We start from the raw sequence: 12,462 nt of genomic DNA, 5'->3' as shown, positions 1-12,462 counted from the left end.
GCAGCACAGGCTCGACCGGCTCCGAGACGGGCACCGGAACCAACACCGGCAGCACAGGCTCGACCGGCTCCGAGACGGGCACCGGAACCAACACCGGCAGCACAGGCTCGACCGGCTCCGAGACGGGCACCGGAACCAACACCGGCAGCACAGGCTCGACCGGCTCCGAGACGGGCACCGGAACCAACACCGGCAGCACAGGCTCGACCGGTACCGAAACGGGCACCGGTGCCAACACCGGCAGCACCGGGGCGGGTCTGTCTGCCCCCTCATTGACAATCTCTTCGGCGATCGGGCTGGAGGATCAGCCGGTGTCGCTCTCCATCGCCGCAGGGCTGGTGGGGGCCGCCACGGGTGAAGTCCTCGCCGTCACCATCACCGGCGTCCCGGTCGGCGCCAGCCTGTCTGCCGGTACCCATAATGCCGATGGCAGCTGGTCGCTGACGGCGGCGCAGCTGACAGGAATGCCGATGGCAGCTGGTCGCTGACGGCGGCACAGCTCACAGGCCTGAAACTCACCCCGCCTGCCGATTTCAGTGGTTCGCTGAACCTGACGGTGACGGCGGCGGCCTCTGTTGACAGCACCACAACGCGGGTCAGTGGCAATCTGTCGGTGACCATCGCCCCGCTGGCGGATGCGCCCACCCTGGCGGTATTGCCAGCCCTGGGGACGGAAGACCAGCCCATCGCCCTGAACATCCTGGGTCAGTTGCGCGATCTGGATGGGTCGGAGACCCTGACCTACACCGTGTCGGGGCTGCCGGCGGGGGCCACCCTGTCCGCCGGGACCCTGGTGCCCGGTGTCGGGTACGTGTTGCAGGCCGGGCAGCTGGCGGGCCTCACCGTCACGCCGCCCACCAATTTCAGCGGCAGTTTCAACCTGAGCATCACGGCCAAGGCAACGGAAAGCGTCGGTGGGTCTCTGGCCACGACCACCGTGTCCCTGCCCGTCAGCGTGACAGGTGTGGCCGATACGCCGGCACTGGTGCTGACCCCGGCGGCGGGGCTGGCCAATGCCGCCATTCCGCTGGTGATTGCCCCCGTGCTGACCGACCTGGACGGGTCGGAGCGGCTGTCCGTCACCATCAGCGGCGTGCCGTCGGGCGCGGTGCTGAACCATGGCACGGTTGCCGCTGTGGCAGCCGATGGCAGCACCAGCTGGTCCTTGTCGCAGGGTGACCTGACGGGCCTGACCCTGACCCCGGCGCAGAATTACAGCGGTACGCTCAATCTCGCGGTCAAGGCCATTACCACGGAAAGCCTGGGCGGCAGTCAGGCTAGCATCAGCGGTTCCCTGGCCGTCATGGTGGCGCCTGCCCTGGGTGCGCCGAACCTGGGCCATGCCGACCTGTCGGTCAGCCTGGGAACCACGCTGGGGGTGGAGGATCAGCCGATATCGCTGAACCTTCTGCCTGGCCTGTCGACGGTGGCGTTGACCGGCGATGTCAACACGGTGCTGGTGACGGGTCTGCCGGTGGGTGCGACGCTGAACCATGGCACCGTGCAGGCCAACGGGTCCTATCTGCTGAGCCTGGCCGACCTGACAGGGCTGCAATTGATCCCGCCCGCCAATTACAGCCAGAACTTCAATCTGTCCGTCTCCTTCGGCATGGGGGCCGGTTCCAATGCGCTGACCGTGAATGGCAGTCTGGCCGTGCAGATGAGTGCGGCAGCGGATCTGCCGACGCTGGCCGTCGCCAATGTAGCGGGCGCCTATCACACGGCCATCCCGTTGACCATCTCCGGCGCCCTGTCCGATCTGGGCGGGTCGGAGAGCCTGACCTACCTGCTGTCCGGCATCCCCAACGGGGCCCGTCTGTCGGCGGGGGTGAATAATGGCGATGGTTCCTGGACCGTTCTGCCGGGTCAGTTGACCGGGCTGACCATCACACCGCCCCTGAATTTCAACGGCAACCTGCCTATCACCGTGACGGCACAGTCCAGCACGGCGGGCGGATCGACCAGTTCGGTCTCACAGACGCTGAATGTCAGCGTGGCGACACAGGTCGCGCAGGTGCTGACCGGTCTGCTACTTCCGGCCATCAACGGGCTGGAGGATACGTCGATCACCATCGGCACCAGCCTGGTCAGCCTCAACCTGCTGGGCGCATTGAGCGTCACCATCGGCAGTGTGCCGGCGGGGGCGACGCTTTCGGCGGGCACCAAGAATGCCGATGGCACCTGGACCGTGGGGCAAAGCCTGCTGTCAACGCTGAAGATCACACCGCCCACCAATGACAGCAGTGATTTCCAGCTGGGCATATCGGTGAAGATTCTGGGCTTCACCACCCAGATCGGTCTACTGAACGTCAATGTCGAAGGGGTGGCCGATCTGCCCACCGTCACCTTCTCTGCGGCGGCGGGGACGGAGGATCAGGGGGTGGCCCTGTCGCTGGGCGGGGTGCTGGGCGATCTGGACGGGTCGGAGGCCCTGTCCTTCGTGGTGAAGGGGCTGCCGGCGGGGGCCACCCTGTCGGCGGGCCGCTACAATGCCGGCACGGGCACATGGTCGGTGACGGCGGCAGAGGCGGTAGGGCTGAAACTGAACGCACCCGCCAATTTCAGCGGCACCATCAATTTCCAGGTGGGTGCCGTCGCCTCGGAACTGGAGGGCAACTACAATCTGAACCTCAAGAGCGTGTCGGCCACCATCGCGCCCGTGACCGATACGCCGATCCTGACCCTGGCCAAGGCCAGCGGCAGCGAGGGCAGCGCCATCGCACTGAATGTCGGGGTGGCATTGGGCGATACGGACGGGTCGGAAAGCATCACCGGCATTCAGATCACCGGCGTGCCGGCGGGTGCCACGCTGAACCATGGCACCTCGCTGGGTGGCGGTGTCTGGTCGCTGACGGCGGCGGATCTGTCGGGACTGACCATCACCCCGCCGGCGGATTATTCGGGCACCCTGACCCTGGGTGTCTCCGCCACGGCCAAGGATGGGACGGCAAACGCGGTCAGCGTCAGCGGCAATCTGTCCGTCGCGGTGGCGGGTGTGGCCGACACGCCCACCCTGACCGTGCCGACATCGACCCTGTCGGTGCAGCAGGGGGCCACGGTGGCCTTGAACCTGAACAGTGCGCTGGTCGATACTGACGGGTCAGAGACGCTGACCGTCACCATCGGCAATCTTCCGGCGGGGGCCACCCTGTCGGCGGGCACAAACAACGGCAACGGCACCTGGACCGTCACGGCGGCACAGCTGTCGGGCCTGTCCCTGAAGCTGCCGGATACTGTTTCGGGAAGCCTGACCCTGTCGGTCACGGCCCGTGCGGAAGAGACGGGCAGCGGTTCCATCGCGCAGGTCAGCTCATCCGTGAACCTGCAGGTACAGGGGGCAACGCCCGCCATCCATCTGGCAGCGCTGGATGTCACCACGCGGGAAGATGTGGCCGTACCCCTGGATCTGCGCATTGCCACCGATGCGTTGGGCGTGGGTGGGGCCGTATCCGTCACGGTCACGGGTGTACCGGCGGGTGCCAGCCTGTCAACGGGCACCAATAATGGCAATGGCACCTGGACCCTGACGGCAGCACAGCTGACCGGGTTGAAGCTGACGCCGCCGGCCAACAGCGACGCCGATTTCAACCTGGGCGTCACGGCCAAGGTAACCGGTCTGGCCGGCATCGACAGCAGCGTCAGCGCGCAGTTGCATGTCACCGTGCTGCCGGTAGCGGATATGCCCAGCCTGAATGTCGCCGCCGCAGTGGGCGTTTCCGGTCATGGCATCCCGCTGAACATCCAATCGGCGCTGACCGATCTGGATGGGTCGGAGGCGCTGCATGTCACCATCGCCGGCGTGCCGGTGGGGGGCCTGCTGTCCGCCGGGACCGACAATCATGACGGCACCTGGACACTGGCGCCGGGTGATCTGCCCAACCTGTCGCTGCTGGCCCCCGATGGCAGCAGCGGCACCGTCAACTTGACGGTCACCGCCACGGCGGTGGAAGGGGCGGATAGCAGCCGGGCGTCGCTGTCCGCGAACCTGTCCGTCGCCATGACCGCCGATACGGGCGCCCTGTCCGACGATATCCTGGTCGCGGCTGGCATGGACCTGTCCCTGCTGGGTGGGCAAAGCGTGTCGCGGGCCATCATCAGCCTGGATCCGCTGGACTTCCATCAGGGCGACAGCCTGTCGCTGGCGGGCCTGCATCTGGAGACGACCGCCACAGGCAAGGTGATGATCGCCAGCACCAATATCGAATTGCTGGATGGCGGCTTCGATGGCACCAGCCATACGCTGATCCTGTCGGGTACGGCGGATGCGTCGGTCTATCAGTCCGTGCTGCGCAGCCTGTCGCTGGAACCCGGATCGGAGGGCGGCATGCGGGATATCTCCATCGATCTTTATGATCAGGCGGGTGCGGTGATCCCGGCGGGCCACCATGATGTGCATCATTACATGGGCAATGGCGGATCGGCCATGGCCGCCATGATGGCCGCACCGATGCCGGATATGGGCGATGCCGATACGGGTGGCCTTGATGGGGCACTGCTTTCGGATGGGCTACACGTCACCGATCCGTTCGGGCATGATGGTGGAAGTTCCTCTGTCGACCCGTCCAACGATCCGCTTCATCACCTGGACCCTACTGGAACCTGATATATGGAACGACCTATCCATGTTCTGGTTGTCGATGACGACCCTCTGATGCGGAAACTGCTGACGGCCCTGATCCGTCAGCACGAGTTCCAGGTGACCCATGCGGGCGACGGCATCGCCGCCCTGGGCATCATCCAGGCCGGCCAGGAGGTCGATCTGATCATCAGTGACTGGGAAATGCCGGGTATCACCGGTGTTGAACTGTGCCGGGCGGTTCGGCAGATGCATCTGCCATACTATATCCACTTCATCCTGCTGACCGCCCGCCAGCAGCAGGATGATTTCATCGCGGCCATGGAGGCAGGGGCCGACGATTTCCTGCTGAAACCGATCAGTCCGCCGATCCTGAAAGCGCGGCTGGAGGTGGTGAAACGGCTTCTGGGCCTGCATTACCGCCTGCAGCGCAAGAACAAGCTGCTGACGGAGGCGAACGAGCAGTTGCGCGTGACCTACGCGAAGCTGAAGGAGGATATGGAGGCGGCAGCAATGGCCCAGCGCTGCCTGCTGCCGGAGCCTTACAAGGAAATCGGGCGGCTGCGTTTCGCCTCCTGCCTGCTGCCATCGGCGCTGGTGTCGGGCGACATGTATAATTACCTGGAACTGCCGGACGGATCAGTCGCCTTCTATATGGTCGATGTGGCCGGACATGGGGCGCGGGCCGCCCTGATGTCGGTGACACTGAACCATCTGCTGGACGAGGCGGCCTTTCTGTCGGGCGTGGATGGCGGACCACCCCGCCCGGATCCGGTGGTGGCGGACCTGAACCGGCGCTTCACACGGGCCGATGGCGAGATGCTGGATTATTTCACCATGGTCTGCGGCGTGGTGAACCCGGCGGGCGACAGCATGACCTTCTGCCAGGCGGGGCACCCCAGCCCCATCCTGATCCAGGCCGATCAGCCGGCGGAACTGATCGGTGATGGCGGCTTTCCCGTGGGCCTGATGGCGCATGAGGATTACACGGCGGTGACGGTCCCGTTGCCACGCGGATCACGCATCATTCTGCATTCCGACGGTATGACCGAATGCGCCCACCCGGACGGCACGCATTTCGGTCAAGATCGATTGCACGCCCTTTTGGAAAAGGCGAAGGACCGGCCCCTGAACGCACTGGAACCCCTGCTCTATGAAACCCTGACCGCGTGGCAGGGTGGGGAGAGGTTCGAGGATGATGTCAGCGTGCTGGCCTTTGAAGTCGCGACAAGAGATTGAGGTAATGAAGATTGAGATCAGACATATCGGTTCCGTCCCCGTCGCCACCGTTGCGTTGCCGCGCATGGATACCGCCGTGGCCGTCCGCTTCCGGCAGCAGTTCCTGGAACAGCTGCCTGCCGCCGAGAATGGCATCGTCATCGATTTGGCCCCCGTCGCCTTCATCGATTCCAGCGGTCTCGGCGCCCTGATCTCCATCATCAAGGCCCTGGGCCTGAAGCAGCGGCCCACCATCTGCGGCCTGCAGAAATCGGTTCAGACCATGTTCTCCCTGACGCGCATGGATAAGGTCTTCGCCATCCATCCCGACGTCGAAAGCGCTGCCGCCTCTCTCGGCTGAAAGCCCCCTTGCCATGCGCAAAGAGCCTGTGTTGAGCATGTCCTTGCCAGCCCGTCTCGATGAAGTCGAACGGCTCACAGGCTGGCTACGGGCCATCACGGCCTCCGCCCTCCAGGAGGATGATTTCATCCTGCTGGAGATCGGGGTGGTGGAACTGGTCAACAACATTATCGAGCATGCCTTCGAAAATCTCAGCGGCTCGATCGAGGTTGGCTGCGCACTGGATGGCAAGCGCGTTACCCTACATTTCAGCGATGCCGGCGTCGCCATGCCGGACGGCATCCAGGAACGCTACGACAATGCGACGGATGATGTCGCACTGGATGCCACCTCTGGCCGCGGGCTCGGCATCATCAAGCGATGCTTCGAACAGGTCCGCTTCTACCTTGCGGACGGCCTGAACCGGATCAGCGCCACGTATGTTCCGGCGTGACCGGAACGGCAACCACCGCTTCCAGGCCACCCCAGTCCGCCATCATTCCGCATCCCGCAGGATCATCTCCGCCGCGCGCCAGCCGATGACCATGGCGGGACCATTGGTGTTGCCGGCGGGTGGCACGGGCATGACGGAACAATCCACGACGCGCAGCCCCTGCACCCCATGCACCCGCAGGCGACCATCCACCACACTGTCCGCCGGATTGCCGATGCGGCAGGTGCCGGTGGCGTGAACGCCCGGACTGGTCAGCCATTCCAGCACGTCGGCAATCTGCTCATCACTTGTCATGCGGGGACCGGGCACGATCTCCTCCCCCACAAAGGGCTTCAAGGCGGGCTGGCGCATGTATTTGCGGACCAGCCGCACCATCTCCACCATGAAGGCCTTGTCCGCCGGGTCGCCCCACCAGTTGGCATCGACCTCGATCTGGTCGGCGATATTGGCGCTGCGGATCGCGACGCTGCCCCGGCTTTTAGGGCGCAAGGCGATGGCATTGACGGTGATGCCGGGTTTGTCCTCCAGCGCGCCGCGCCCCGGATCGGCCTTGATCTCCTCTGACGAGCGCATGGAGAAGGGGCCGATGCCGAACTGCACATCGGGCCAGTCGGGCCGACCGTGCAGGGACAGCAGCGCCGTCACCTCCGGCGAGGTATAGGCCATCAGACCCTTGCGGGTCAGATAATAGCGCAGAACGTGGGTCATCAGGCGCCAGCCAGAAAACTCCCTGTTAAAGCCGGGATCGTTATGCAGCCGGTACGACATGGAGAACATCGCATGGTCGGCCAGATTGCGACCTACGGCGGCCAGATCATGCCGCACCGCCACCCCAGCCCGGATCAGCAGATCGGCGGGACCGATGCCCGACAGCTGCAGCAGCTTCGGGCTTTGCAGGGCGCCGGCGGACAGGATCACCTCCCGCGCGGCCTTGATGAAGCGGGCCCCCACGGCGGTGCGGATCGTGATGCCGGTGGCGCGCGCGCCCTCCAACTCCACCCGCTCCACCAGCGTATCGGTCAGCACGGTCAGGTTGGGGCGCGACAAGGCCGGTTTCAGGAAGGCGCGGTAGCTGGACGCACGCCGCCCCCGCCGATCCACACTCGCCTGGGTATAGCCGATGCCCAGCGTGCCCGGCGTGTTGATATCGCTCAGCCGGGGCAGGCCCATTTCCACCCCCGCCTCGATTGAGGCGGCAATGGCGGGCGAACGGTAGGGAAGCTGCGTCACCTGCAACGGCCCATCACGACCACGCGTGGGATGCGCCCCCTGCCCGCGATAGCTTTCCATAGCCTGGAAACAGCGCGAAATCTCCGTCCAGGACCATTCCGGTCCCCAACCTTCATAATCAGCCGGCATGCCGCGCAGATACCAGGTGCCATTGGTGGAACTGGACCCGCCCAGACCCCGTCCATAGGGCCAGACCTCTCCCGCCGGGCGGCCCGGCTGCGGCTTGATCGGGAAATGCCAGAAATGCGTGGGGTTGCCGAACATCTTCATGAAGGCGCGCGGCATGTTGACCAGTTCGGTCTCGTTCCGGCCACCAGCCTCCACCAGCAGGACCTTGTGCCTGCCGCTGGCGCTCAACCGGTCGGCCAGAACGCAGCCGGATGAACCCGCCCCCACGATGATATAGTCGTAAACGGTGTCGGTCATGATCAGCTATTCACGGTTGGGGTGGGGCGGTTGCCCGCCGGGATCAAGCGGGCCAGCAGGGCGAAGACCAGGGTGACACCACCCAGCGCCGTCATGGCCGGGGTCAGGCCACCCGTCAGGCCGGTGGCCAGAGCGACGATGGCACCGCAGGCAAAGGTGCCGCTGAAGAAGGCGGTGGCCCAGATGCCCATGCCACGCCCACGCTGTTCCAGCGGCAGGATCGCCTGCCCCCAGGCCAGCAGGGCCGGGATCACCATGCCGCCGCCAAGCTGCTGAATGGCCGCACCCACGGACACGATCTGCCAGGTCGGCCCCATACCGATGACCAGCTGTCCCGCACCAATCAGCAGTGCCGCCAGCCCCAGCAGACGGCCAATGGGCCAGTGATGCAGGCGACGATACAGGAAGGCGCCGGCGATATAGGTGAGGCTGGTCGCCGCCTGGATCAGGCCGATCTCTGTCGATGATCCGGCCCCCTTGGCATCCAGCACGCGGGCAATGTTCAGCGGTTCGACATAGTAGAGAACGGAGCTGATCAGGGTGACGGTGCCGATCAGCAGCGCCTGCTTCCACGGGAACGCCAGCTGGCGGCGGGTGCCGCCCTGTGCGCTGACCGTGGGGCGTGGTTCATCAATGAACAGCAGCGCCATGATCAGACCGGGAACGGCCGCCAGATAGATGGAGAACGGGCCACGCCAGCTGATATCCGCCAGCGCACCGCCCGCCGCAATCAGCCCCGTCCCCGCCACGGAGGTGGCGACGCCGACCCAGGCGGTCCAGCGGTGACGCTGTTCACCGAAATAATCGCCGATCAGGGCGCTGGAAATGGTGATGGCAAAGGCTTCGGCAATGCCCAGCACGGCACGGCTGGCGATGATCAGGCTCAGATCGGCCACGAACAAGGGCACCAGACCGGCCAACACATAAAGCGCCATGCCACCGATGAAACTGCGCCGCCGGCCATATCGGTCGGCGATGATCCCCGCCAGTGGGGCGAACAGTGCGGCACAGAGCGATGGCGCCGTGACGATGGCCGGGATCAGGAAACCGGCATTGGGATTGGACCCGAATTCCACAAACAGTTTGGGAATGGCGGGAAACAGCGAGACAATCGCCATCACCGGCAGAATCTGGGCATAGATCAGGGTGAGGCCTTTGGCCACCGTCCCCTGACCGGCTTTTGTCACGTCGGTCATGATCACATTCCCGTTTTCGCCGGCCCTGGGCACCATCGGCCCCGCCGGCGGTGAATTCATCAGCAGGCGTTGGCGCGCGCGATGGCACCCAGAACGGCGGCACTGGGCTTGGCCGTGCGGGCAAAGGTCTGGCGGTCCAGACTATGCAGCCCGAACTGCGGCTTGTACCCGAAGCCCCATTCGAAATTGTCGATCAGCGACCAGTGGAAATAGCCCTTCACCGGCACGCCCTCCGCCATCACCTTGTGCAGTTCCGTCAGGGCCGCCGGGATCAGACGTTGGCGCACACCATCATCGGGGCTGTTGACGCCATGCTCGGTCACGATCACCGGCACCTTGGCAACGGAATGGGCATAACGGACCACGCCCGCCAGGGAGGCCGGGTAAACCTCCGCCCCGCCCATGTTGCGGTCACCACCGGCTGGCGGGTTCACGCGGCCCTTGGCATCCCACAACGCGCGTTCATAGTTCTGCACACCGACATAATCATCCTGCTGTGCGGCGCGCAGCCAGGGGGCATAAAGCAGTTCCCGGACGCTGTCGCGCAGGCTGGTGTCGCTGCCCACGGCCTGATCATCGATCATGGCCAGCGTCACGCCGACCGGCAGGTTGCCACGTTCCGCCTTGATCGCCTGCCGACCCAGCGCATGGCCTTTCAGCAGATTGACCTGCACGGCGACCGGATCGGGATACCAGATGTTATTGCCGGTCAGGAAAAGCGGCACGCCGAACCGTTTGGCCACCGCCTCGCACGCGGCCTTGTCCGCCGGTACCAGCCAGTTGACCACCGCCGCCGGCAGCACCGCAGGCAGGTTGCCCGCCAGATTGGGCTCGTTCAAGGTGGCGGCATAGGCAATGCCATCCCCCAGATGGGCCGCCGCCTTGGCGCAGAAGCGGGCGAACAGGGCCGGCGCTTCGGGATTGTGCCAGCCGCCGGCCAGCGCAAACCAAAGCGGGTTGGAGAAATGGTTGAACGTGACCATGGGCGTCAGGCCGCGCACGTGGCAACCCTCAATGATGCGCTTGTAATGGTCCAGCATGGCGATGGAGAACTCACCCTGCCGTGGTTCGATCCGCGCCCATTCCAGGCTGAACCGATAGGATGTCAGGCCCATATTCTTGACCAGATCAAGATCGACAGACCACAGCATGAAGCTGTTGGCGGCATCGCCGGCCACATCGGCATAGGGCGATCCGGGCGCGCGTTCCGCCGTCCAGACGTCGGAATTGATATTGTTGCCTTCCACCTGATAGGCGGCGGTGGAGGCACCCCACAGGAAACCCTGGGGAAACTGACGCTGGCCCGTTGCCGCCAGACCGGGCAAGGGCCGGGCCGCCGCCGCAACACCAAGTCCAGCCAGACCCAAACCGATTTGCCGCCTCGTGAGCATGTTTCCAACTCCCTCATTCATTTTGTTTCGTTTGACCGTTTCAGGTGACCCGTCAGGGTGCCATGCTTTCCACCAGATCCAGGCGGGCGCGGTACGGGTCATCGATGAAACGGGGACCTTGCAGGGTGAAATCCAGTATCTTGTCCGCTGCGGGATCATAGGGGCGCCAATCTGGTCCCCCCTTTGCGCTGGGCACACCGTCGCGGGCAAAGGACACGACGTAATCGTGGAAGGCCGTTGACGTTGCCTCGTCCGCCGGCGTCACCTGCCCCGGAAACCGGACATTGATGGTGCGGAAGACAAACGGAATTTCGCTGGCATGCATCGCCCCCATCGCCGTCGCCTGCTGCGATTGCGCGATATAGGAAAAACGGTAGCTGTAACTGGTGGCGTTTCGCGCCGCTGCCGCGCGGACGACATACCGCGCAGGCTCGATAAACCCACGGTCACCGGCAATCTTCCAGACCATGATCAGGTCATTGGGGCTGGCATAAAGGCGGCTGGCATAAAGGCGGCTGGCCTCATCGGCCCTGGGGCCAAAGCTGGCAAGTGCCCGCGCCGGGTCGCGGTCCAGGGGAAAACCGTCCATGCCGGTCGCACCGACCATCACGGGGATGTGGGGCGACCCATGACCCGCCGCCAGCAGCCGCTCCGGCTCATCCGTCACGAACCGCCCGTCAATATGCGGGTTGATCATCAACTGATCACCGGTTTTCAGCAGGCTCGCCATGCTTGCATCCCCCAGCGTGGATGCCGGCAGCGCCCGCAAGGCTGCAAGACCGGCGGGTCCGGTATCGGTGATGCCGACGGACCGGGCGTAGACCACACCCTTTTCCTCCGCCGCCCTGCGATCCGTCATGCTCATCACGCTGCCGGGGCGCCCGGCGCCCGACATCATGATGGCCCGGCTGAAAAGCCCTTTTGCGGTATCCAGCGACTGCAACATATGCACCGACCGACCACCGGCGGATTCACCGAAGATCGTGACATTCGTCGGGTCGCCGCCGAAGGCAGCGATGTTGCGCTGAACCCATTTCAGCGCCGCAAGCTGATCCATAAAACCGAAATTGCCGGTCGGGCCATCGCCCGCCTCCGCCGTGAGCGCCGGGTGGGCGAAGAAGCCCAGACGGCCAACACGGTAATTGGCACTGACCAGGATGACACCGCTGCGGGCAAAGGCGCTGCCATCATAGACACCCGGCGACGTACCGCCATTGACGAAGCCACCGCCATAAATCCAGAACATCACCGGATATTGGACACCCGGCTTCGCGTCCGCCGGTGCCCAGACATTCAGGTAGAGGCAATCCTCTCCCAGGGGGCCACCCAAGGGTGCAGCATCCCCCGCAAACGGTAATTGCTGACAATCATTGCCAAAGGATTTCGCCTGCCGCACGCCCGTCCAGGAGGCGGGAGGGGCCGGCGCACGCCAGCGCAAGTTCCCCACCGGCGGTGCCGCAAACGGAATGCCCTTGAAAGTGCGGATACCATCCTGCGCCACACCTTCCAGCGTGCCCGCATCCACCCGCACCGTCACATCGGCGGCATGCGCGGCGACCGCCAGGAGAGGGAAAACAACAATAGATGCGATGATGTATAAACGCATTCAGCCCTCCCCAATAAAATCAGCC

The 12,462-nt window shown here is 64.8% G+C and carries 9 protein-coding genes; 5 read left to right on the top strand and 4 right to left on the bottom strand.

Features of this window, described 5'->3' with window-relative positions; all coding sequences use genetic code 11:
• From ACODSP_RS14045 to ACODSP_RS14025, 5 genes are all read left to right on the top strand, one after another.
• A partial coding sequence (locus tag ACODSP_RS14045; protein ID WP_488966190.1) for a hypothetical protein occupies positions 1–488 on the top strand: 488 nt, incomplete at its 5' end.
• Between the two features lie 68 nt (positions 489–556).
• The gene (locus tag ACODSP_RS14040) at positions 557–4,603 is read left to right on the top strand and encodes a beta strand repeat-containing protein (RefSeq protein ID WP_488966189.1); all 4,047 of its coding nucleotides are present in this window, start codon (positions 557–559) and stop codon (positions 4,601–4,603) included.
• Positions 4,604–4,606: 3 nt separating this feature from the next.
• Positions 4,607–5,815, top strand: coding sequence for a PP2C family protein-serine/threonine phosphatase (locus ACODSP_RS14035; protein ID WP_488966188.1), 1,209 nt, complete (start codon positions 4,607–4,609; stop codon positions 5,813–5,815).
• Between the two features lie 4 nt (positions 5,816–5,819).
• A complete protein-coding gene (locus tag ACODSP_RS14030; protein ID WP_488966187.1) occupies positions 5,820–6,155 on the top strand; it encodes an STAS domain-containing protein in 336 nt (111 codons plus the stop codon).
• 37 nt (positions 6,156–6,192) lie between these two features.
• A complete protein-coding gene (locus ACODSP_RS14025; RefSeq protein ID WP_488966192.1) occupies positions 6,193–6,588 on the top strand; it encodes an ATP-binding protein in 396 nt (131 codons plus the stop codon).
• A 42-nt stretch (positions 6,589–6,630) separates the two neighbouring features.
• On the opposite strand, the gene ACODSP_RS14020 is transcribed toward ACODSP_RS14025, so the two are convergent.
• From ACODSP_RS14020 to ACODSP_RS14005, 4 genes are read right to left on the bottom strand one after another with little or no spacing between them, the layout of a single operon-like run.
• Positions 6,631–8,244, bottom strand: a complete 1,614-nt coding sequence (locus tag ACODSP_RS14020) for a GMC family oxidoreductase (protein WP_488966186.1) — start codon at positions 8,242–8,244, stop codon at positions 6,631–6,633.
• Positions 8,245–8,246: 2 nt separating this feature from the next.
• The gene (locus ACODSP_RS14015; protein WP_488966185.1) at positions 8,247–9,440 is read right to left on the bottom strand and encodes an MFS transporter; all 1,194 of its coding nucleotides are present in this window, start codon (positions 9,438–9,440) and stop codon (positions 8,247–8,249) included.
• 59 nt (positions 9,441–9,499) lie between these two features.
• Positions 9,500–10,831 carry a family 1 glycosylhydrolase gene (locus tag ACODSP_RS14010; protein WP_488966184.1) on the bottom strand — a complete coding sequence of 444 codons (1,332 nt, stop codon included), beginning with the start codon at positions 10,829–10,831 and terminating at the stop codon, positions 9,500–9,502.
• A gap of 52 nt (positions 10,832–10,883) precedes the next feature.
• Positions 10,884–12,437, bottom strand: a complete 1,554-nt coding sequence (locus ACODSP_RS14005) for a carboxylesterase/lipase family protein (RefSeq protein WP_488966183.1) — start codon at positions 12,435–12,437, stop codon at positions 10,884–10,886.
• Between the last annotated feature and the right edge of the window lie 25 nt (positions 12,438–12,462).

Source organism: Niveispirillum sp. FG156 (assembly GCF_057809555.1).
Note: the sequence above shows the minus strand (reverse complement) of the source record. Positions and strands in the feature narration are given on the sequence as shown.